The sequence below is a fragment of the Anaerolineales bacterium genome (genome assembly GCA_015075625.1).
In the GTDB taxonomy this organism is placed as follows: domain Bacteria; phylum Chloroflexota; class Anaerolineae; order Aggregatilineales; family UBA2796; genus UBA2796.
Genome location: JABTTZ010000001.1, coordinates 328,435 through 352,146 on the forward strand (window position 1 = coordinate 328,435; position 23,712 = coordinate 352,146).

Consider the following 23,712-nt stretch of genomic DNA (forward strand, 5'->3'; position numbering starts at 1 on the left):
CGTTAGTTATCCTCCATGTCAAGCTGCTCGAACAGCGACAACTGCATCGTTTCGGGTGTCTTGGCCTGCTCTGCCCGCCAGTGCCCGACCAGCGCCAGCGCACGCCCCGCCGCTTCCCTGATTGAAGCATTAGGGTCAACCTGGCTGTACCAGGTCAGGATCGCATCGACGGACTTCTTGAGCTTGAACGTCTCTCGGTTGCTCAGTTCTTTGGTGATGTCGATCCCGCTGCCGGGCAGCGCCGCGCCGATCAGAAAATGCGCCTGATCGAGGTCAGTCTTCAGCACCTTGCGGTTGCGACCCGGCGCGGTGAAGAAGGCGAAACGCTCACGGATCGGCTTCGCCTCGATAGTCGTGCCACGCGCTTCGATCCACCCTGCCGCTTCCAGCGCATCCTGCGACACCCCTGTACCGCGCAGGGTCTTGTGCAGCTCATCACGGGACATCGCGCTGCGGCTCTGGAAAATGCGCAGATACAGCCGCGACATGGGTTCGGCGTTTTCCGGCGGACGGCGTACCGTGCCCTGTTCGAGCAGATCATCCAGCAGTTGGTTGATGCCGAGCAGCGCGTCGCGCACGCCCAGCGCCTGCCGATCTCCGGTGAGCACCTGCCCATAGTGGCGGCTGTAGAATTCGAGCGCTTTGCCACGCAGGATGACTCGCAGATCGGAGTCGGGCAGCGTCTTGCCGTGGGTGTGTTCAAGGAGCAGCTTAAGGCGATTCACCTCATCCTTGACCCAGCGGCGCATCCCGGCGTAGCTCACGGGTTGGGGGTCGTCCAGCCGCTTGCGGCAGACATGAATAATGTCATACTCGATTTTCTGGCTGCCAAACTGCGCTTTATCGCCCTTTGTCTCGTCGCTGCGGATTGGGTAGGTAGCGACCAATACGAACCCTGCCTGAAACAGTGCCGCCAATACATTCGCCCAGGCGCGATCCTCATCGTGGTGGAAGGTAAATGCCATAAGGCCGCCTGGCTTGAGCAACTTGCCTGCCTGATACCAGCATTCCATGAGGGCATTCTGATAGAATTCCTCAGCAGGTGGGAGACGGAACGCCGAGTTAGGCGTTTTATCCTCCAACAATGGGCGTTTTTCTTCAGGGGTACGATCATCGGGGTGTTCTGCCCAGTTCTCGATGGCTTCAATTGACTTCGGCGTAAATTCCGGCTTGAAGTATTCCGCCTCTGACAGACCCGCATACCACTTCTGCAAAGGGATGCGCAGCCACACATAGAAAAAGTCTGCGAGGTCGGCATAGTTGATGTTGTCGCCGAATGGAGGATCAGTAACAACTAAATCCACCAGTCCTCGCGTGGCAAGATCGGCAAGGTCGGTTGAAGATTGGCAATACAATGTTGACACAGCAAACGGAACCGGATCGTCAGTTAAAATGCGATGGCTGGTGCGACTGTTGTCAAAGGCAACCTCCCATGCTTCGCTTGACCACTCTAATCCCTCAATACATGCTTGGACGCATGACAACCAATTTCCACGCCCCAAATATCCCCATACCGAGTTCTCCAGAACCTGTTGCTTGGGATGATAATTGGGATTGGAAAACATCGGTTCAGGCGTATCACGCTGAGTATTCCAAAAAACGAACATATTCTGATTTCTCAGATACTGTTGAAACGCCCCCAGCGCTTGTTCGCGGACATCGAGTGCCCAATCGCCGCCGCCATTGGTGATTGCTCGCAGCAATTGGGCATGGACCAGCAGTTGGCGGGAGTTGAACATCTTCCACCAGTGCGTGTAGCCGTGACCCTGTATGTCCCAATGCGAAGTCTTCCAAGCATAGGGCAAAGCAGGATGAGGGAAATACGACTCCAAATCCGCGATGTTACGTGTTGCCCATTCAGTCTCCGCAGCAATCAGCTTCTCTACATCGCTATCATCGGGTGCTTTGAAATAACGTCCGGTGTAGTTGTAGCCCTCTAACGCGCATTGAGGACAATGGCATTGGAGAGCATATACCGCCATTGCCCCGGTATGATTGCTCGCCTTAACTGCTTCCAATACGTCTTGTTGGCGACCGCATGATTGACATGCAAACGCTGCTTTTGCGGGAATCGTTCCAATACGAGTCGTAATCCGCGAGCCATCGCTTAGGACAATCTCACGGGGTAAGCCGTAGCCTTTGCGGTCATCGCCATCCGCTTCGCTCGCACCTTCTTCACCTGCATCCGTGTCTTCATCATCAGGCGTGGTTTCATCCGCCAGTTTGATCCGCCCGCGCACCTCAATGAGACGCAGCCCTTCCATCCGAGCGCTGTACCAGCGGGCAGTGCTGTCGGGGTCTGCGCCTGCCCAGCCGCCCAAAGGCTGCCCATCCAGTTCACCGGGGGTGCCGCGCAGCCAGTCCGGGTGGATCAGCAGGTACATGTAGACATGGCGGGTCTCAATGCCGTAATCGCCCTTTTTGATGTCGCTCTGCCGCTGCACCTTCTTGTGTTTCTCCGCCACCTGTTTGATGCGTCGGCCCGCAAACGCCCCGCAGTGTGGGCAGCGCAGCCCCGGTTCGTCATCGATAGTTTCGATCAGTTCATTGATCCGGGCGGTCTTTTCGGCGCTGCTGCCCTTGCTGTAGTCCTTCAGCAGTTGGGCAAAAGCCTGTGTTGTCTCCGTAAAACTCGGTTCGTTATCGAGAACAACCCGCTCCACGCCGGGAGCCATGCGCGTTTCACCAAGCTCGATATGGAAGGCGCGTCCGCAGTCCGGGCATGAGGTAGGAATGAATGCGGTGGTGAGCTTCTTCTCGGCAACCACCGGAGACTTAAACAGCGGCGTGCGGTGACCGTCTGCCTTGCAGGGGCCATGTTTAGCCCAGAAGGTGTAGATGATCTCCGGCCCATACCAGCGGTAGCGCTTGCGGTCTTCAGGCGGCAGAGTCAGTGGATCTACATCGGCTGGCAGATCAGTTTCAAGATCGATCCATTGGCCCTGATGTCCGCGCGGGCAGGTAGTCGTGTAGAACGGCTGAATCAGCGGCTTGACCTCGCGCTCAATGTGATCAAAAAACGCCTGCACCTGTTTGGGATCGCTGCACGCCAGTTCGTTTTTGGTCACGAACCACGCCACCGGGTTCAGGTCGATGCCTGTCATCTGAAAGCCGAGACGCGCGCCTTCGACCATGGTCGTGCCGCCGCCCATGAAGGGTTCCAGCACCCGCAGTTTTTTGAAGCTGCCCGCCTTCTGGTGGTTCGCGTAGTAGTGATCCCAGACCAGTTTGCCCGCTTTGGTGGGGTCTTCGGGCGCTTGGGTGGCCGCCGCGATCAGCAGGCTGCGAAAGACGCTGGATCGCCGCCGCGCCCACCACTTGGACATCTGGTAGATTGGCTTGCCTGCATTACCTTCCAGATTGGAGAGGGCGTTGATCGGCGCAATGGGAAAATCAACCTCCAGGCAAACGGGAGGTCGATTCGGGTCGTTAAAATCAGGCACGGGCAGCCGAATCGCCTTGCCGAGATTTGGCGGCTGGTAGGCGGGCGCTTTTTTGGTCTTGTCTTTTTCAACCTTCTTCAGCTCGTCCGGTTCAACCGGCATCAGCTCTTGCTGTTTATTCGCCATATTCACTCAATTACTTCGCAGGTAGTCTTACAAACGGTACAGCCACTTCTAGGAGGCTCAGGCCGCCGTGACACAGGTTGGGAAAGCCACCTTGCACGCTCCACTTACGCTGCCCAATGACCACATGCTGGTTATTCTCAGTCAGCACCAACGGCGGCATGAAGCGATTTTCCCAAACGGCGGAAGCGGGTTTCGTCCGAGAGGCGCTGAAGGTGTCGCGCATCAACTGGATGCTCTCTTTGTCGGTAATCTCATCCGAGAAGAGTTTGCTGGTTGCGTAACCATGATCACCGGTGATGACCAGTTCACGACCCTGACGCATCCGATCCACAAGCGCCCAGAACCCGGCATCTTTGAGCATATCAGCAGCCTGTTTGTAGACTTGCTCTGGCGCTTTCTGCTCATGAATCAGGTCGTCAATGAAAGTGTGCCAGAGGAGGATGTTGTGTTCATAGGGCACGCTGCCCACGCAATCTTGAAAAGGCACACTCAGCACATCGGTGTAGGTCTGCGCCAGCGCAAATCCACCCGGTTTGCCGTTGTTGGTCAGGCTGCTTCGTGTGGACGCACCCAGCGCCTGAGCAAAGCGATTGGTGTCCGATGGAACCTCTGATCCGGTTACGACAACCTCGATAGGTTGGATATTATGCGCCGCTGCACCCTCCAACAGCACGTGCAGTTCACGAAGGGATAGCGCATCCAATATCAGGGTGGCGCGACCAGTTGCCGCTGGCTGTGCATACCAGCGTTTCAGGCGCGCTGCTGTGCGCTCTGCGCTGGCGGAGTACGCCTCCCAAAGCTCCCAACCGCTCTCCGCCAGCAGCCGATCAGGCGCGACGGTCTGGTTGTGGAGTTCTGTTGGAGACGTGGCCTGAACGGCAATGTCGTTCAGGTGTTGGAAAATCGCCTGCCATGCCTCCGTTGGCGTGGTCGCGCCCAGGATTACCTCTGTCCAGCCCAGCGCGTTCATCGGGACTCGTCCTCTTCGTTATAGGAGATTTCGAGCAAAGCCCGCAAGGATGATGGTATGCGCGTGAGAATTTGTTTCAACTCCTGGACAGTCAGGTTGCCAAATTCCAGCTTGGCAGTCGTCAACCGCGTGCCGGAAGGCACATTCCAGCTTTCCAATTTACCCGCCAGATTGATACTGGTATTGGCGTCATCGGTACGTTGTGTTCTCACAACGGGCTGCTTCGGTATTGGCGTCGGGTCGGGTTGTACGGGCGGTACAACGACAACAGGTTGAGCGCCGCCGGGGACGGTTACAGATATGGGCGGGTTGGTTGATCCCGGCGTGGGTGCAGGTTGGGGTGGTGTGATCGGCGGTACAGTGACGGTTGTGCCGCCGACGGCTTCGGGCAGGGCGATTTGCACAGCCCTCAACTCCGAGCCAGAACGGAAAGCACGGCTCTTGACATGGTTGTATGCTTGGTCGCTGGAAGTATGCTCGGTCAATCGGCGAATCCAAGCGCCGCCTACATTGAGCGCGATCTTGCCATCGGCGGCCATGCGCATAATACGCTCATAGATGCGCGTATCTCCGAGGAAGGGAGTAGCTTCCTCAGCGGGCGAAGACGGCGGCTCGTAGAGATAATCCAGCACATCTCCAACGACTCCGGTATCTTTGGCGATTTCAAGGATGTAGTTCTCGAACGGCGCGAAATCGAATATCTCGTCGTTGATCTTGGCTTCTACCTGAGCCGGGATGTCCTCGCCCTGCGCATTGACACGTTCCCATGTAAAGCGGCAAGCTGCCGGATTCTGAAAATCCCAATGCTGCAAAATAGCGAAGCGGTCAAAGCGCGTTTTCAGCGAATCGCGCAGCGGCTTGTCGAACTTGTCCTTCAGGGCACGGTACTTGCCGTCATCCTTCCATGCGATTGAGGTTAGGAAAGACCCACGGGCATTTTGGATCATGGTCTGATCAGTGTATATGCCTTGTGTTCCTGCCCCAAGCAGAAGGAACCTCACCGTATTGCGTCGCCGGGAAACATGAGCCTTGAGCCATTCCCCCAAGCCGAGAATACGCCCGTCAGCCTCAATCGTGACCGGATCGGGAATAACCAGCAATACCGGGCGATCCCAGCGGGCAGGCTGATCCGCTTCGTCAACATCCTTCCAGGGGTCGCGCTGCCAGTTAGGGCCAAGTACGATGATCCGCGATGGTCGTTCTTTTGCCTCTGGAGAGAGGATCGAACGGAATGTCTTTCGAATGTGGCTGATGTCTTCACCCGGAAAGACCTGACTCCCGATTGTCGCTACAGCGCCTGGCTCCCAAAGCTTGTTGTTGCGTGCAATGGTGCGTACTCTGGTGGTGGGATTTTCTTCTAGTTCGAAGCGCAGACGCTCGTTCCCAATTTCACCCCCATGAATATTCGGGGCATGGTCTTCCAACTGACTCAATTCGACACGGAAGGCATTGTCGTCTTGGGATGCGCTGCGGGTAATGTCAAGCTGAAGTTCCTGACGGGTCGCGCCGTTGTTCTTTCCTGACGAAAGGGAGCGCATCCACAGCGCGCTTACGAGTTCACGGGCATGGGGAACAGGCGCATTTGTCGAGGCAATGCTTTCAAGATTACGTTGCGCAACAGCCCGCAGTTTTTCCTGGTCAGCGGCTGTCGCAATCGAGTCAAGCAGTGTGGTTACGCCGCCTGAATCGTCATCAACAAAGAAATCGGCTGGTGTGATGACCGGTGAGTGCTCCCCTCGTGCGCGATACACTTGGGCCAAGATTCGGATCAGGTCACGTGTCTCCTGTGCCGCTTCTGCCATCAGAATCTGATCTTCAAGCAGTTCGAGCAGTTCTGGCGCGAAGGGCCATGCGCCGATAACCTCGCCCGTAATTCGATCTTGCTCAGACTGAGAGATCCCAGCATAACGTAGGCGAAAACGCTCTGATGCGTAAGCATTAACAAGCGATCTGATCTCGGCCTGCGGTATGTTGCCTCGGTTCATGAACAACCGATGCAGCAACAATCGCTGCCTATCCTGACGGGCTGTCGGCCCCCGGAAATCCACAACTACGGGTGTGTTGCGATGAACCTGCTTAAATGCCTCAGTTTGGTTGTTCAATACCGAAATCACCAAAATGAGGTGTTCTGGTCTATCTTTGGAAAGCTCCGATAGAATCTGGATGAAATTTGAAGCGTTGGTCTGCCACTTGCGTCCTGCGGGATCATCATGTAGTCCATCAAACCACTTCTGGAACTCGTCCAGAATCAGCGCAACGGGCTGTTCCTTGAACATGCGCTCCAGTAGCGAACGCGCAGGAAAAGGATTGCCGGATGCCTCGAACTCTCCCCTGTAATATTGGCCTCGCGGGTGCCGATCAAAGATCAGGTTCCACAGAAGGGGATATTCTTGATTGTGAACAGCTTCTGAAATAGCCTGATAGCCTCGCTGAATAGACAGTGAGGTCAGTGTGGGCGATCCAACACGGTTTCCCCAGTCTCGCACCCAAGGTTCCATTGTATCGGGGGAAGAAATCGCATGATGCATCACCGCCATAATGTGCGATTTGCCACGTCCGCGATCTCCCATCAAGACGATGGGACGCCCCTCTCTGGTCACGCTGATCGCTTTCAAGGCGTTCTGGATATCCGTTGTGGGATACGTGATTTCCTGTATCCAACTCGGCGGACGCTGTTTCACGTCAGCCAACGCGATGGCGGTGCCCGGCGTCTGGGCGTTAAGAAATTCAGGTCTGAGCTGAAGATTCAGCATTGTAGTATCGGCCTCTGATTATCGTGTAACAAGTATTGGGTTATTGCACAAGCAAACAGGCGTGATGACAGATCAGGCACACCTTAAAAGCTGCCTGATTTTACCATGCTGCGGCGAGTCTAACGAATGGTGTTCAGACGCGATCTGAGTTTCTTGCTTGCTCTGACAATCAATCTGCTGGTATGGCGTGGCGCACGGCGTAACTTGCCGCCGACCATGAGCTTACCCGCGTTCTCGCCCCTGTCCACCTGCTTCACCTCCAGCACGAGGAAGTTCTGAATCTCGATCCGCCCGCCGCTGGCGAGTGCTTCCGTCCAGACCTCGATAAGCGCTTCCAACATCCGCTGCACCTCGTGATTACGCAGGCGGGTGCGGCGTCCGATTTCGGCGACTGTCTTATTTTTGTCCAACGACATCGATTTCCCTCTTTGCCGCGTCTCGACGGCGGCGCATCTCGCGGAGATTAGTGAACTGCGTTTCATTCCCGCCTGTACGTTTGTCCATTGCCTGCGCCCGTTCCATCGCTCGGATCGCAGCTTGCTCGAAGGTGGACTGCGTGTTTCCCTGCGGTTTATCCGGCAAGGCGGGTGCGGAGATAGGTTTAGGAGTAATCGCTACGCCACGCTCTAAAAGCAGCGGCTCTTCTGGATTAGCAGCCTTGAACCGCGCTGTCCAGTCCTCCCGCTCGTAGAGGCGCGTCAGGCGTGCCGTGAGGATGACCTGCGTGGCGAAGGAAGGCTCCACGTAGCGAGCGAAGATCGTGCAGTTGCCCATCTGCGGTGTGACCACTTCATCAACGGTCAGCAGCGGGCGCTGCCGCAAGTTACCCTTGTTCGGGTCAGGATTCGCGTCCACCGTCGCCGTGCCGGAAGCCTCGCTGTAGAACTTGGCGGTGTCGTGGTCGCAGCCGCCGTAGACGATCTGGGTCGCCAGTCCGGTGAATAACGCCTGGGTGCCCTCGTCGCCATAGATGAGGTGGAACTGCCCTTTCGTCTGTGCGCCTATCAATATGGAAATCCTTCGTTTCCGCACAAGGTTCACATCAGCCACGAGGCTGTCCAGCTTGCCAAGCGTCGGGAACTCATCCAGGATCACGCCGACGGGCATGGGCAGCGGCCCCTTGTTGCGTTCGCCGAGGGTATCCAGATCGAGCATGAGCTTGCGCAACGTCGCGCCGAGGTACGAAGCATAGACGGCGCGCATTCTGCCGGGGCAGGTCAGCACCACCACTGTTGGCTGCGAGACAATCAGATCGGCGTCAAAGTCTGAGGCACTGGTGTTGGCCCGCACATCGGTGGATGCCCAACCCGTGAGCGCTGTCGCCAGGGTCGCCACCACATTCGAGGCCACCTTGCCGTCTGCGCCCACGCTGGCGATGAAGCTGTTCGCCAGCAGGGAGGCGTCATCTTTGCCCGCAGCCAGGGTCTCGGCCAGCTTCTTCAGGTCATTGAGCGCGTTGTAGATTTCGCCCAGATTGTCGAACCGGATCAGGCACGCGGCCAGCAGCGCCGCCGCGCTGTCCGTCCAGAACTTGTTGTCACCCTGGGCGGAGGGCACCAACACGTCAGCAATTGCCCGCGCATCGGAGACATTCGCAATGCCTTCCGAAAGGTTGTAGCGCGGCCCGATGGAACTGGTTGGATCGTGAATGACGACCAGATGGCGCGTGACACGCGCGAACTTCATGACGTGCCCCGTGATCTCGCCCTGCGGGTCGGCCACGATGAGGCTGTGTCCGGCGAGCATCCGGTCAGCGATGACAGGCAGAATCACGCCTTGAGTCTTGCCGGAACCGGGGCCGCCGAGCGTCAAAATGCCACGCGCAGCATCTTCCCCGTTCAAGCAGAATTTGCCAAATCCGAAATCCAACCGCCGCTTGCCATCACCCCAAAATGCGCCAAGGAAGGTCACGCCGTCTTTGTCCTGGCGACGATAGCGGCGATATTCACGGCTGGAGCAGAAGTGCGACGATCCCATCTCGCCGCGCTTCACAACAGGCCGACGTAACCTGTCTACCCACTCGTGCAGCCATCCACCGCTGCGTAATGCGCTGTGCAGGCCGATGCTGACCATGACGAGGGCAAAAATCAGCCCCATGCCGACCATGAAGACACGCATCGGATTGACCGTTGGCGGCGCGCCAGCAAGCAACAGGATAAAGTCATTTGTCGTGGCTCTGCCAACTTGTCGCACAAGGGCGAAGTTGCTGAACAGGTGGAGATACAGAGCGGATACGCCCAGATTGACGATGGCGTAGGCGCACAGCAGATACAGGCGGCGGCGACCTCTGAAGGATGCCGAGTCGCCTGTGCGCTGGATGCCCGCGCCAAGCAGTCCGGCGACGACAAGCGGCGTGGATACGGTCAGGCACAGGAGCGGTGTAAGGCAGCCGCCCAACAGCGCTTTCCCTTCAGTGAACAACCAGTAAAACATGCTATTTCTCCCCGTATCGGCGTGTCACACGGCGGCTTGTGAGATAGGACAGCACCACAAAGGTCAAACAGGCGAAGTACAGCGCTTCCCCTTTACCAAACCCCAAGGCACGGTAAAGCACGGTCGTAGCGCTGATGCAGGCGACCACCACGAGTAACCCATAGATCAATGGCATATGGCGACTCCGCATGTTCACCGCTCCCTCGGAAACCAAGCGTCAAGGTCATCAAGATCGGGTGTGGTAGGTTCTACCTCTGGTTCGCGGCGCAGGTCGCGCCAGCGTTCTCCAACGATCTCATCCAAAGCCGCCTCGAAATGCTGCGCAGCGATTTCTCGAAACAGGCGGTCATGGCCTTTCTCTGTGTTGTTGTAGAAGGCGTGGCGACCTTCCAGGGAAGGCACGGTGCCGGGCAAAATCACATGGGTATGCAAATGCTGGAGACCGGGTTCGCCGCCGTCTTTTGCTGTGGTCAGACGGTTGTGCAGGACGAATGCATATTCCGGGACTTCTGCGCCTCGTGCCGTGTAGTACGACTCAACGATGCGTTCGGTCAGATCGACGACCAGATCACGGCGCATGTCTTCCGGCACGAGCGCCATCAGGTCGGGCGCAGGCGAGATGACCCACGACCAGGCGAGGACGTGCTTGCTGCTCAGCTTATCGCAGTTGTTCAATATGGTGCGGTAATCCTTGCCCAGTCCGTGATCTTGCCAGCGCTCTTCCCGATCTTCTGGCTTGAGGTGCTCATCGCGGTTATCCCGATATGTGAAGTACTTGAGCTTGCCACGTAGGTGCTTGTGGGCGCTGACGCGACCTTTACCCTTTGTCGAAACATAGCCAAAGTCGGGCACAATCGTGGCCTTCACGACTTATCCTTGTCGTGGTCCATGTTGCGCACCGCATCCATTTGCGCCAGGAGGCGTTCACCGTCGCGCCGGGCGGCGATGATGGCCTGCTGAAGAAGTTGCGATGTGGTCGTGCGTTCCTTTGTGAAGTGCGGCAGCATCTGAGGCAGCGCATTGGCAAGCAGGAGTAACAAGACGTTCAGATGGAATTCGAGGGCGTACTCCAGCCGATCTATCCGATCCTGGAACGAGCGTGCAAAATGCCGTCGGCTGCCGATGATGTCCTGTTGTTCGTCGAGGTAGAGCCGGATCGCTTCACGGATCAGGTCGCTCTCGGTAATGTCGCGCCCTAGTTTGCTGACAAGTTGCTCAAGGCGGCTGTGCATCTCCGGGGTCATGGCGATGCTGCGCCGAATCGTCTTCCCCGCCATGGGTCGGCTCTCCCGCTACACTCATGTTGCACCCCTTATTGTCTCAGGTTGTGTGGTGAATAGGATGGAGATTTGCGGCTGGTGGAAGGTGAAAACTACAGTATCGAGAGGGAAATTCGCAGCCCGCCAAGGCTACTATTTCTGCGTATGGTCTTTGGCGAGGCGGATGTAGAGCTGACGAGTATGCTTGTGCTTGGGATCATCCCATTGGGTATGGAATCGTTTCGGATGTGCCTGCACCATGTGACGCAAGCTCTTGTGACCGAACTGCCTAGGATCGAGGTCAGGGTATTCACGGCGAAGATCACGGGTCACTGCCGCCCATTCACGCCAGATGTATTGATCGGTTGAGGCAAGGATTCCTTCAATGCTCGCCAGCACATCACTTTCGGTGTAGGTTCCCGCTTGACGCGGTTGGACAGGGGGCGGCGCAGGAGGTTTCGGTTTACGCGCCTGCTGTTCGACTTTGGTCGATGGTTCAATGAGTTCGTAGGCAGATCCATACTTCCTGATGACATCAAGGCGCAAGGTTTCGCGTTCTGCTTCCGGTGTGAGCGCTGCCGTAACCGAATACTCCCAATCGCGGGCACGGATCAGGTCACGCTCAAGTTTCGCGTTGCAGTCCGGGCATAGCCCTACATCATTGACTGAGGCAGGCAGATCGCAACCGGCGCACAGAGTATCGATAATCTCCTCTGCATCATCAGTCGATGGGCTTCTTCTAAAGCTGTGCCGGGACACTTTTCACCTCCATATCTATCAAATTATGCCACAATGTGTATCCCAACGAACCCGGAGTGCAAATGCATACCGCAACGGCATATCCAGCATTGAGGTGCTGTGTATCGGCAGGGTGAACCGCGCCGACACGACCCGCTGCACCTGCAAAGGGCAGCGGGGTGACGCGCTCAGGCGCGTCACAGAGGGCGGGTTTCGCCGCCAGCGAAGCGGGTAGCGGCGGCCCGCCCCCAAGCCCCCACCGGCGCATGAGGTGGCGAGCGTTTTAGCTCGCTACTCCCCCCACCCCGCTATCTCGATACACAAAACCATGTCGAGGTGGGGGGAGTGACCGCCGCAACGCGGCGGATGCCCGCCTGCCAGGGCGGGCATAGCAGCCGTGCCGACCCGCCAAGATCGGGATACCCGGAGTTGTACGACCTCGGTACGACCACTTCGGCAAAACGGTACGACCCCGGTACGACCTGCCTTGATCCCTTACCGTGTTGCGGCATAGAATTATGCGCAATCATTCGTGTTGACCGCATTGAAGGCTCTCTGAGGAAATCCGTAATGCAGTACACTTGGGACGACGCAGTCACCAATGTTTACCAGGAAGTCATTCAGCACATATGTAGCCTATATGCTGCACCACCCCGACAATGGCTTAACAAACCCCTGTCGTGTAATTCGATTGCTGGAACTGTTGATCCGAATGGAAAGGTTAATGTCAACGATGAATCACCTGACAGTATAGCCGGACAGTTCTACGACTACATGCCAGGGCATAGTTTCAAAGTTCAATACTTGATAGACCATCTGGACAAGCATTATGCACTGTCTCTCCATACAGAACGGGCATGTCTTGCCATTGTGGACATCGGTTGTGGTGGTGCGACAGCAACGACAGCGCTCATCAACATGCTTTTGCGAAAATCCGAGAGAGACACGCGCTTTTTATTTGTGGGGATAGACACCAATCACTGCGCTGTTCAGCTCTATGATTGGATGATGCAGGGTTATTCTCGCGTTTCAGCCTTGGAGGAACGCATCGACTATCATGCTGTCATAAAAGGAATGCCCGAAGTATTGACTTATGTGGCCGAAGGTTTGCATCAAGCGAAAAAGAAATGGGCTATTCCATCGCTAAACGATCTCTGGGTTATCCAATCGAATGTAGTTCGACCATTGCAGAATATCTGGGAGGAGGACAAAAAAGCGCGGAATAGCTTAGGACTAGATGCCAACCGAAGTCTAATTCCCGATGATTTCGGTGAGGTCGAGGCACGCGCTTATGAGCAGTTGTTGCGGCTCAGTGAGGCGGATCGGATGCTCGTTATGACAGTGGCGACTAATGACGATAACTGGCGTGGCAGCTCGAGTCAGTTTGGTGACTCCGTGATGCGCATATTCTCAGATAGGAGTCATAGAGCGACCCGTCTTTATGCACCGCTAGTCGTTGCCCAGCCCTTGTCCGTGTCGTATACAAATCCTGATGGAAGCTATTGGCGTACTCAGCGCAGGGTTACAAGTTATACAGCGAGATTCTATGCCGATGTAGAACATATCGAAAGCCAACATTTTCTGGCTGATCGGGATTGGCAAGAGATCATTTCGCTGGAGAATCTAAAACTCGCATGGGTGCGGGTCCGTGCTGCCATGATCCGCGAGTCAATAGTAGACGAAGTTGATCTAAAGCTGTTTGAGTACAAGCTTGACGGCAACCTGCAGGCCATTCGAAACCGTTTACTGACTTATACAACTCGCCTGACGGATTTCCCACGCCTTTTCTACAGTGTCCCCAAAGATGAAGGCAAGTCTCGCCCGCGAGCACTGCAATCAATTCATGAGGAGGTTTTGGCGGTAGCGATCATTCAGGTTCTCGGTCGAACGGTACAAGAGCTAATGGCCCGCAATTACGGGTATCGCCTCGACCTTGCCGGAAATACTGAATACTTGTATCGTCCGTGGTTCCGCTCCTACGGGCGTTTTCGAAATGCGGTAAGAAGGGCGCTGCGTGGTGGGGATGAGAATGGGATTATAATCCGGAGCGATATTGCTAACTTCTATCCCACCATCCCGCAAGAAAAGCTACTCACTACAGTTTCGGCTAAACTCCGAATTGAGGCGAATCCACGGGTTGTTTGGCTATTGCGACAACTCTTGTTGCGCTCTGAAAATGAGAAAGACGGTGGCGTACTGCAGGGGCCATTGGCTTCTGGGTTCTGGGCAAACTTGTATTTACTCGAATTGGACAGTCGATTCTCAGATGACTATGCACATGCATCGTTCTACCGGTACGTTGATGATATGGTGCTTGTTGTCCCCGATGCGTCAGCGAAGGATAGGGTGTTGCAGGATCTCAGAGAAAGCATCGGGGAATTGGGACTGAACTTGTCCGATGATAAGACGGATAGTGAGTCGGTCGTCAGTGCGTTGGAAGCGCTAGAAAGAGATAAGACTCTTGATGATTTGGACAAGCGGTTTCGGCAGTTGACGGATGGGTTGTATTTCACGCATCCCGATTATCACGCGAAGCTACGGCTCGCCGCAGAGCATGATTGGTGGAAATTCATCTATGCCTACCAGCAATGTTTGAGTAAGTTGGGAGTTTTTGTCGAAGCATCTCGCTTAAGTCGAAAGGTGTGGCAGTATGTACAGAATCCCTTGCTGCGCCGAGAAGTGCGAAAAGAGTTTCCCGCGTTTGATCACTCGCAAGATCGTGACTTATGGACTCGGCAGTTCATCGAGGAAAATGATCAGTGGAGCGGTGAGTACAATGCCATAAAGACTGAGTTGTCTAATTTACTTTTAGAAAAGTGGGGTGAGTGGAAAATCCTTAAGGCTGAGAACCCGGATAAATTGGGCGAGAAAGAACAGAAAGCGAACCTCAAGAATATCCAAACTTATCTTAGCTTTACCCTGAATCGGCTTGCGCGACTTGGGTACGATCAGGTTCTAAACATAGTTATCGAGATCATCAGCAATTTTCCTTACGTTCTGAAGTCTCCACGAGTAGTCATTGAGCATTTGGCGTTGCAAGGTCATGTTGAGCACCTTCATACCATTTGGCAACAGCTCCATGAGGCAGTTTTCCCAGGCATTTCATCCTTGAGGGCGCTCATCCTTCGGTTCTTTCGTTCGACGGAGGCGGTACAAAATCGGGGGATCATCCGTATTCTGGAGGGCATCAGTGTGAATGACAGAGTATTCACAGATGATGAATTCTTGGTGGAAGCATTGATGGCTACCGAGACACTCATTTTCACCCCTCAATATACCCCTGATGTCCGTCAGCAGAAGGCATTTGCTGGTTGTGCGATCCAAATCAAGGATCGATGTGCACAACTTGCGCGTAACCTCCTCATTTTGGCACAGCGGAACGGGAGTCAGCAGGAGCAATACGATCTCATGCGTGAATTGATGGCTGAGTGGTATTCGTTGGACAACAATTATAGAACATATCAGGAACCAGATTTTGACAGTGAGATTATCGAACCGGAGGTAGTACGGAAAAACTACTACTACTCGCGTTATCCTGACAATGTGGAGGAGTTTGAAGGCGACTACTTTTGATACAGGAAGGGAAACTACGCATAGTAGCCGCCGTGATAGGCGAGGAATTCATAGGTGCAGCCGGAAATTCAAACGTAGAAGCCACCATGTCGAACAGGAGCAATCTGCATCACTGCGCAAAGATCTTTCAGCCTCAGCCTTCCATGCCGACCAAAGCATATGCCAATGCCACGCACGGGATCGAAATTGAAATGGCTTCCGGGATAATCGCGGCAATGCCCACAGGGACACAGCGCGGCGATGTAACCGTTTGCCTTGACATAGCCGCGAAATTCGGCGCATAGGTGGTTAGCGACAGCGTGGAGAAGGCGGTTATTGACGCGATTATGGGTATGCGATGCCGAAGATGAGATCTTTGAGCGTTTACAGGCTGGTTTCAGAGTCGGGAAATCCGACAGTGTGTAGCGACGTTCCGGGTCAAGGGCGATAATGCGGCACGATGCGCCATTGCGTGTTGGTTTGGTGTTGAGCGTGCCGGGCAGTCGTAGCGCCTGGGCGGTATTGGTCTTGTCGCCGTTAAGCGCATTCGCCAGCCCAGCCAAGACCAGATCGGCCTGCCTCCAATCTGTATTTGGCTGGATGAACCAGTACGCATGAATCCCGCCGCCACTAGAGACGATGCACGACGGCGAGAATCTGTAGGCATCCAGTTGGCGCTGCGCCGCATCAGGATCGCCGTCTATATCCACAAACAGGGCAGGCAGCGCGGCCAGATCGCCCTTTCCACCACGCCGCCAGCGTCCAAGATCCGCCTTGCGGGTCGCCACGGAGAAGTAAGCGCCCCACCCTTGCGCATTTGCGGTGCAGATCTGCGCCAACGTATCCGCCAGTCGCGCCTCGTCCTTGATGGGCACGTGCCGCGAGGGGGTAGCGTGTTGTTTGTCGGGGTGGATGGCGGTGAATGTGAGAAACCCGCTCTCCACGCCGTGGTACAGAGCGCGGAGGAAAGTCATGGTTTCGGCTTGCATGGCAGCCGCCTAAAACAGCGCAAGCTGCTGCATGTTTTCAGGGAAAGGCTCACGTTCCTCACGAATCAGGTGCGGTGCGCAAGGCGGCGCAGGCGGGTCTGGGAGAAGCGAGAGGATAGAGAGCGTTTGGCTCCCGCTGATCTTCGATTTACGACGTTTCTTGGCAAGCTCAGTGGGCAGCGCGGAACGACTCGTCGGTGGAACGGTTGCGGCAAAGACCAGCAGCGGATCAGGCGTTGGCTGATTGGGTTGAGTATGTGTCGCTGCCATGTCTGGCTCAGGTTCTGGGACAGCGATCATGACAGTTTCATCGGGTGTTTCGCTGGTGAACCAAGCGCTTTCTGCCGGGTCGTGCTGCTGCGCATGACGTGCAAACAAAACGTTCAGGTCAGCGATCTCCTTGTCCTGCCCCATCTCGGCTGCCAACTCCGCCAGCAGTGAACCGCCGCCTCCGCCGCTGCTCAAGGTGCTGAGGCCGCCCGTCTCTTCGCCGTAGAGCAGTCCTGCCGCCTGCTGCTTCAGCCCGACCAATTCGACCGCCTGTTGTTCCATCAATCCTACGTAATGGGGATAGAACACTTTGCAAGGTTTGTCCTGGATCAGCCGCCACGCCCGACGCGATGCTTGTCCCATGACGTAGAGCGAATAATCCATCTCGAAGAAGATGATCGAGGGGAAACTCAACAGGTCGAGGCCAGTCTGGACAAGGCGCGGATTGCAGATCAGTGTGTTCACGCCTGCTTCAACCTGACGGTTGAGCAGTTCCTCACGGCGATCCGCCTGCACACTGCCTTTGAGGACGAATGGCTTCGCCAGGGGTATGTGGTGGCGGACCAGCTTCTCGATGCGCGGCTGAATATCGCGGGTTCCCGTCTGACGACAGAACACCGCCACCCCGCGCCCCTGTGCCAGTTCCTCCCGCACCGTGTCGATGAGCCAGTGCTCTTTGGCATACAGGCGGTCTTCGTCCAGTGCTGGAACGGTATGCACCGGGATGTCAATGAACTGATCCGAGTCTTTGCCCAACCGTTTATGATGGATGCACAGCTCTTCACGATAAGGCGCGGAGGGCCACGAGAGCAGGGTTTGCAGGTACATGCCGAGCGCTGAAGCGTCGCCTTCCATCCGGCACTGAAAGAGATACTGGCCGAGCTTCTTTTTGGCCTCGTTGTACAACGCAGAGACGTCGGGATCGGGCGAGATGGCAACTGGGATTTCCTCGAAATCGGGCATCTTTTTGCCCATATCCGAAAGCCCGACGAAAACACAATGGTCGATGATCTCGCCCACCAACACGGGCGAGCAGCCGGGCGCTTCACGGGGCTTCTGCTCCATGCGGCGCTTGCCGGAATACACGCCCGATTTGTCATACTGCGGCTTGTATTCGACTACTCGTTCCAGGCAGCCCATGTCCTTGACCCACTCATTGACCTTTCCCCACGGATAGCGCGTGCGGACACGGGGATTGAACACAAACTCGATGCTGTACAACGAGGAGGCGCATCCGCCATACAAAGTGCCTGTCAACCCAAGCGTTTTGGTCGCGGCATTGGCGAGGATCATCATCGCTTCACCCTGATCGGTTGAAGCCGATTTACACTCATGCAACTCGTCGATTACAGCCAGATAGACCCGCCCCGGAAAGGCGGTCGCCAGATATTCCGCTAGGGGTGTACGCGGATTGCGAGTCGGGGTATTGCCGTGTTTGGGTTTGCTGAAGGTGCGTGTTTTCGACCACAGCGCGGAGCGACAGTTCGGGCAGAAACGGGGCACGCGCTCCAACCACTTCAGGTCGGCGGGAATGTCCTTGTCCTTCTCGATTTGCGTGCCGCAGGTCGGGCAAATCGGTTTTTCAAGCGTGACAATCCGTTCACCTTCGGCATCTTCGGGCTTCATGCCCATCGACCAGCGGGCAAAGCGGCTCTTGCGCCAATTGACGGCAATCGTCCACCCTTCACCGAGTTTCGCGGTCTCGCGGCTGATAATGCCGATTTTGAGGGTATCGGTACTCTGCTGCGCTGCGCCGTCCATGAAAGCGCGGGTATCATCCACGTTTCTCAGAATGCGCACAAACACCCGGTGTGCCGCCTGTTTGACCTCGCGTTCCCACTTCTCCACGAGGTGCGGCGGACACATGATGATCACTACCTGACCCAGCTTCATCTGCGGTTGCAGCGCCGCCGCGATGGTCGCGCCCATGATACTCTTTCCGCTGCCCGGCTCGCCGACGAGGATCACGCCGCGCCGCTCCAAAAGCGCAGTATGGCAGGCGGCGATCACGTGCTTCTGTGTCGGGAACAGTTTGCCGCCTTTGGCAAAGCCGAGTATCGGCTTGAGGGGCGTGTAGTCGAACCCGTACAGCGGCTTGAAGTGGTCGTCGAGGTACTGCATCAGGATGGGTTTGTACGCCTTGATGAAATCCACCAGCGCCGAGTCGCCGCTCAGGTCGGTCACATCGCCGGATTCGGAGAGCAGGGTAATGGTCACCCGTGGGCGGGTCTGGTAGACCTCGCGGGCCGTCTCCTCATCGTTCGCGTCAGGATCGCCTTCCGTCTCGACCAGCGCTTCGGTAGACTCAATCGTGGAGCGCACGGCGGAACGTCCCTGCTCGGTGTCCAGCGTCAGGCCGTTGAACATGCCCGCTGCGAGAATGAGCGCTAATTGACGACCGCGTGGACGCACGACCGGGCGCACCTCTTGGGTTTCGAGGGGCGGTTCCAGCAGCGCTGCGAATCCGTGTGCGAAATGCGCACCCGCATCCCTGACCGCTTGCAATGCCACTTCCGGGGTAATGTTTTTTGGCGCGAACAGGAACGACTTGCGCGTTAGCGGGGCAGGGAAGTCATACTGCGGTGTAGCCTGCACTGTCAGTTCGGGCAGTGAGCCGCTCCGCGCCTGTTCCACCAATTCGAGCGCTCGGTGAGCCGGATCGCCTGCGGGTTTCCCTGCACGGGCGACGGCGACCACATGCACATACGCGCCGAGGTGCAATCCCGGCAGCCGCCAGATGTCCACTTGGGAAGCATGATTTACGAGATACGCCGCTGCATCCGGGGTGATGTGATGGGCATACACGCACCACAGCATGAAGCCGTCCGGCTGTACCCACTTCCAGGCGTGCTTGAGCATCCCGAATTCGCGGCGTTTGTCGCTGCCTGTGCTGTCCCAAGTGTACGGCGGGTTGCACCAGACCGCAGTAAATGCGCTCGTTGAGGCGCGAAGCTGATACAGGTCGCCATGCACCGTCTGGGTCGGCCCGAACAAGTGCTGACATTCAGCAGCGCGGACATTATCAAGTTCATTGGCATAGGCGCTCAAGCGCCACGATTCCGCGAGATGCTTCAACGCGCGGCCTTCTCCGGCGCACGGATCAAGCAGTTTGCCGCCATGCGAGGAGGGGGCGAAGAGTGAGGCAAGCGCGGTCAGGTGTTCATCCGGGAAGGCGTAGTAGCCGCCTTTTTCGATGGAAGTCAGTCGAGTCATGAGTTTGCATCCTTTCCAAGAATCCGGGCAAGGACGCGCCCCATGACTGGACGCGCACGGGGCGCGTGGAGTCGGGCAGAAGAGGTTATGGAGAGTGAATTAGTTCAGCGTGCCGCGCAGCAGATCCTTGAGGTACTCATGCAGCGCGTAATAATCGATCCAGGCACGCATCATACGCACGAACTGCCGCCGCTTTGCCACGCGATCTTTGAGTTGCGCGTGTTTCTTCTGTTCAGCGCGATAGCGAGCCTTGGCGAGTTGAAGGCGCAGTCGGACAAAGTAAATATGCGTGAGGTAATCGGCAGTGGATTGGAAGCGTTTCATGGCAGCTTGATGCGCCCCTTACGCAGTCCATCGCAGATGATTTCTGTCCATGCGGCGGCATCGACTTTAAGCGTCCAGAACATCAACCCTTCGTGTGACTGGCGCGGCGTGAGCAACCCCATGCGATAACCTTGTTGATGCAGATACTCACCCCAGGCAGGGAACACCGCGATCTTGACCATCTGGCGGACGTAATCCACCAAGCGCGCACGCGCCAACGTTTCATCGGCGGCCATGAGGAAGGTAAGTTCGGTATCGGTGAACGTGGGCTGCGCCAGTTGGCGATGGAGCAGGATGAGGTTATCCATACCCAGCCCGTCGATTTTGCGCTGGATACGGACGTACAGCCCCTTGTCTGGCGGATGCAGCGGAATAGTCGTGGCGTTACGCTCCAGCGGCGTAATGCCCAACTCTTTTCCTTGGGCCAACTTCGCCCAGGCCGCCTCGACGCTGGTCGCTGCGCCACACAGGTTGAGGTAGATCGGGTAGGCGCGGTGGGTGTCGGGCGTGTACTCGATGGCCAGCCCGAAACAGAAGCAGTCACCAACCACGCTCACATGGCCGATGTAGCGTAGCGGTAATGACCGCAGCAGGTCAGCGGGTGCGACACGATATTCGGTTGTCATAGTTACCTCTGAAGGGGGATAATGTTCACAGGGAAGGTGTCAAATGAGCGCCAAGTACCTAAATCGGTACTGGTACTCATGATTCGTTTGCTGAAGGAAAGAAGAATTGATGTTTGATATTGATCAATTCATGGTCGGACTTGCCTCCCAACGTGCTATTTTTCATTCTGAAGCTGATTTTCAGCACGCTTTTGCATGGCAGTTTCATGAAGTTTTTCCAGAGGCTCGCGTTCGTCTGGAATACCCTTTTTATGCAGGTAAATGGATTTACATTGACCTTTGGCTAGACACACCCAGCCAAAAGTTGGCAATTGAATTGAAATACAAGTCGCGCACCCTTGAAACCTTGCACAGTGATGAGCATTTCCGCCTTAAGAGTCACAGCGCTCAAGACTCAGGTCGATACGACTTTCTCAAGGATGTAGCAAGACTTGAGAAAGTTTCGATGAACAGCAGCAATGTATCTGGATATGCTGTGTTGCTCACCAATGATCCCTCTTACTGGGGTACGGGACGTATAGGAACCGTCGATGTGAACTTCCGGCTACATCCGGGCCGGGAGATTACTGGAGATATGGGTTGGTTACCGAATGCGGCTCCTGGCACGATTCGAGGACGAACCGAACCCTTGCACCTTTCTGGTAGCTATACTGTGGAATGGAAGCCCTATTCGAGACTTGATGCGATCTCCGGTGGTGAATTTCGGTATCTTGCATTTAGAGTATGAGTTGCAGTCGAAAGATGTTTAGGACATCACTTGGAGCGTCACCATCGCGCAAGCCAATGAGCAATCTGCGCCGCAAGACCACTGGCGGATGCCTCACGGAGACCGTTCCGCACATTGCGTAGAGCGCGACTGAGCTTCTCTTCCACGTAGTCATTCTCTGCTTCGCGCAGTACGGCTTGCGCGGCCTGTGCAAGCAGGGCGATAGCTGCCAACCACCAGAACACAACGCGCCTGCGCCAGTGGTGGCTGGCTGAGGCGGCGCTTGCTGCTTGATCAGCCGTGTAACGAAGGGTTTCCAGCGAGTGCAGCAGTCCGGCAATGAGTACCGTTTCGTCGGACTCCGGGTTGAAGTTGCGAAGGTGCTGCTCTGCCAAAACATACAGGTCTGGTGCGTTAAGTTGGGCGAGTGCAGCGTCCAGTTTCCGGCACGCGCCGTCGTACAGGCTTGCGCCGAGTCGCTCAAAACTCGCGTCAATGAGCAGGTTCATCAGCGCATTGTGTCGTTCATCCGACATGCCATCGGGCAGCGCCTGTTCCAGCGCCACGCTGAATGCCCGGTAGGTGGCGTTGTTGTAGCGTTTGTTATAGCCGTCGAGGATGGCCTGCGCGATATTGAGCGATTCGGGCGAAGGTTGATGATGAGTCATGGGTTGTTCCTTTCGGTAGGCAAGAACGAAAAAGCCGGAACAGGCGTACTCCTGCTCCGGCTGGCGAACGTGGTCGATTGCTGCGTGTTAGCGTCGTGCAGCGCCTCCTTTCTCGATCTTGCTCAGCTTCGAGGCAACCTGAGCGCGGGGCATCTTGACCCACTCTACGTTTGGGAAACGCTGGAGCAGGGTTTCGATTCGGGCCGTGAGCCGCTGCACCTCCGGCACGTTGCGCCGCCATGACTTGGCGCACCAGCCTTCGACATTCTTGGAGGATTGAAAGACGCGGAGGCAATACGGAGCCTGATCAGTCTGGAGACGTGCCGTGAGACGTTCCAGCGCCATGATGAGCATTTGCATCCGCGCCGCGTCGGAGGTGTGGACATCCGCTGGGCTGGATGCAGTCGCATCGTAGAGCAGGTCACCCATTTCGTCCAGCGCTCGTAATCCGTACACTCCCTCGAAGGTCAGATCATTTGGCCTGTCGCCAGCATCGATGATCAGTTCGACGGTATGCAGGGTGCGCGGCACTGGCAATCGCGTTGATGCCGTTTGAGGCGGCTCGAAAGTCACAAGGTTCGCTGTCTTGCCGATTTGGCGAGCGTAGTCGAAACCCGCTTTCGTCCCGCGTGACTGCCCATTCCAAATCGCCAGCATCCGGTCGCACAGGTCGATCATCCAACGATCACGGGCGGCGTAGGCATCAAACAAGGTGGCATCATCATCGCGGCGTTTCACGTCCACCTGCCAGTACGATCCCTCGCGCTGGCTGCCCTTGCGCGGCTGGGGCGCTGTGCCGCAGACCAGGACATTCACGCCCAGCGCATCACACGCATCGATGACGGCGGCATCAACGCCCTGTGGATTGTCCCCCACCAGCACCATCCAGCCGTTGGACTTGGCGCGGGTAACGGCACGGCGAGCCATATCGAGCATTTCCGGGGTTGCGTGGCGACTGCCTGTGATCAGCAGACGATATTGACGGCAGGTGTATACCGGGTCGGTCATCTTCAGTTATCCTTTCAGTGGGTGGATACTCAAACGAGGATGTGCAATTGGTCGAAGTCCGGCTGCGCCAACGAGGAGGCTTGCACGGGCAGCCATCTGACAACACTTGACCAGCCGCGCCGCTGCACCTGATCCGGGCGAAGAGGAATCCGGCGTGGAGGGCGCGAGGAAGAATCTGCGCGACTGGTCTTGTAAACGCCCGATCTGTCTACCGTTTCAGCCTGAGCGTGCATAGATCACGGGCGGATTGCTTGGCAACCCATTCCCGTGTCCCTCAGCGGCTTTTCCAGCACCACGACCCATTGGATATAGAGGGTTATATAAACGTGGCGGCTCACGACTCGGAGACATCCTGCCTGGAGCACACACCGCTGGAGCGGGCGCTCCTGAGCGGCGGGGGCGGTATGTAATCTTCGATTTCGCGTTCTCCGCTAGGTGACCGCCAACGTATAATCCGTTGGGCTTGTGCCTCGTGCCGTCACCGTGAGCACGTTCTATCTCGATAGGTTGTTCGGGAAGCTGCCTTCCCTTGCACATCCAGATACCGCACCCATAGGCAAAAATCTCACCCATCGGGCGCAAGGATTTTTGCATGAGCGTAGCGGCGCAAGCCAGAGCAAAAAGCCGCAGCGAG

At 56.4% G+C, this 23,712-nt stretch carries 17 protein-coding genes; 2 read left to right on the top strand and 15 right to left on the bottom strand.

Going from position 1 to position 23,712, the window contains the following annotated elements; translation table 11 throughout:
• Positions 1-2: 2 nt before the first annotated feature.
• From HS103_01440 to HS103_01475, 8 genes are all read right to left on the bottom strand, one after another.
• On the bottom strand, positions 3-3,449 hold the full coding sequence (locus tag HS103_01440; protein ID MBE7511466.1) for a DUF1156 domain-containing protein: 3,447 nt from the start codon (positions 3,447-3,449) through the stop codon (positions 3-5).
• A 130-nt stretch (positions 3,450-3,579) separates the two neighbouring features.
• Positions 3,580-4,539 (bottom strand): hypothetical protein, encoded by a 960-nt coding sequence (locus HS103_01445; protein MBE7511467.1) that lies wholly within the window; start codon positions 4,537-4,539, stop codon positions 3,580-3,582.
• Entirely contained in the window at positions 4,536-7,292 is a 2,757-nt protein-coding gene (locus HS103_01450) for a DUF499 domain-containing protein (GenBank protein ID MBE7511468.1), read from the bottom strand. Before HS103_01450 ends, HS103_01445 begins: the two co-directional genes overlap by 4 nt.
• A gap of 119 nt (positions 7,293-7,411) precedes the next feature.
• Positions 7,412-7,708: an HU family DNA-binding protein gene (locus tag HS103_01455; protein ID MBE7511469.1), complete on the bottom strand. Its 297-nt coding sequence runs from the start codon at positions 7,706-7,708 to the stop codon at positions 7,412-7,414.
• Positions 7,689-9,725, bottom strand: a complete 2,037-nt coding sequence (locus HS103_01460) for a type IV secretory system conjugative DNA transfer family protein (GenBank protein MBE7511470.1) — start codon at positions 9,723-9,725, stop codon at positions 7,689-7,691. Before HS103_01460 ends, HS103_01455 begins: the two co-directional genes overlap by 20 nt.
• Positions 9,726-9,917: 192 nt before the next feature.
• Positions 9,918-10,592, bottom strand: coding sequence for a hypothetical protein (locus tag HS103_01465; GenBank protein MBE7511471.1), 675 nt, complete (start codon positions 10,590-10,592; stop codon positions 9,918-9,920).
• On the bottom strand, positions 10,589-11,002 hold the full coding sequence (locus HS103_01470; protein MBE7511472.1) for a hypothetical protein: 414 nt from the start codon (positions 11,000-11,002) through the stop codon (positions 10,589-10,591). Before HS103_01470 ends, HS103_01465 begins: the two co-directional genes overlap by 4 nt.
• Positions 11,003-11,137: 135 nt before the next feature.
• A complete protein-coding gene (locus tag HS103_01475) occupies positions 11,138-11,743 on the bottom strand; it encodes a hypothetical protein (protein MBE7511473.1) in 606 nt (201 codons plus the stop codon).
• Positions 11,744-12,292: 549 nt separating this feature from the next.
• Here HS103_01475 and HS103_01480 point away from each other — a divergent pair.
• Positions 12,293-15,295 (top strand): hypothetical protein, encoded by a 3,003-nt coding sequence (locus tag HS103_01480; protein MBE7511474.1) that lies wholly within the window; start codon positions 12,293-12,295, stop codon positions 15,293-15,295.
• Positions 15,296-15,363: 68 nt separating this feature from the next.
• Here HS103_01480 and HS103_01485 read toward each other — a convergent pair whose 3' ends face one another.
• The 4 genes from HS103_01485 to HS103_01500 form a co-directional block, all read right to left on the bottom strand.
• The gene (locus HS103_01485; GenBank protein ID MBE7511475.1) at positions 15,364-16,263 is read right to left on the bottom strand and encodes a hypothetical protein; all 900 of its coding nucleotides are present in this window, start codon (positions 16,261-16,263) and stop codon (positions 15,364-15,366) included.
• Positions 16,264-16,272: 9 nt separating this feature from the next.
• Complete coding sequence (locus HS103_01490) at positions 16,273-19,746, bottom strand: hypothetical protein (GenBank protein ID MBE7511476.1); 3,474 nt, start codon at positions 19,744-19,746, stop codon at positions 16,273-16,275.
• 99 nt (positions 19,747-19,845) lie between these two features.
• Complete coding sequence (locus tag HS103_01495; GenBank protein MBE7511477.1) at positions 19,846-20,070, bottom strand: hypothetical protein; 225 nt, start codon at positions 20,068-20,070, stop codon at positions 19,846-19,848.
• A complete protein-coding gene (locus HS103_01500; protein MBE7511478.1) occupies positions 20,067-20,696 on the bottom strand; it encodes a hypothetical protein in 630 nt (209 codons plus the stop codon). The genes HS103_01495 and HS103_01500 overlap by 4 nt, the downstream gene beginning before the upstream one ends.
• Before the next feature lie 109 nt (positions 20,697-20,805).
• Between HS103_01500 and HS103_01505 the strand changes: the two genes are divergently transcribed.
• A complete protein-coding gene (locus HS103_01505; protein ID MBE7511479.1) occupies positions 20,806-21,423 on the top strand; it encodes a hypothetical protein in 618 nt (205 codons plus the stop codon).
• Positions 21,424-21,461: 38 nt separating this feature from the next.
• Here the strand turns inward: HS103_01505 and HS103_01510 are convergent, their stop codons facing one another.
• The 3 genes from HS103_01510 to HS103_01520 all read right to left on the bottom strand — a co-directional run bounded on the left by HS103_01510 (position 21,462) and on the right by HS103_01520 (position 23,311).
• Complete coding sequence (locus HS103_01510; GenBank protein MBE7511480.1) at positions 21,462-22,070, bottom strand: hypothetical protein; 609 nt, start codon at positions 22,068-22,070, stop codon at positions 21,462-21,464.
• A gap of 87 nt (positions 22,071-22,157) precedes the next feature.
• Positions 22,158-23,078 (bottom strand): hypothetical protein, encoded by a 921-nt coding sequence (locus tag HS103_01515; GenBank protein MBE7511481.1) that lies wholly within the window; start codon positions 23,076-23,078, stop codon positions 22,158-22,160.
• 29 nt (positions 23,079-23,107) lie between these two features.
• Positions 23,108-23,311, bottom strand: a complete 204-nt coding sequence (locus tag HS103_01520; GenBank protein ID MBE7511482.1) for a hypothetical protein — start codon at positions 23,309-23,311, stop codon at positions 23,108-23,110.
• Between the last annotated feature and the right edge of the window lie 401 nt (positions 23,312-23,712).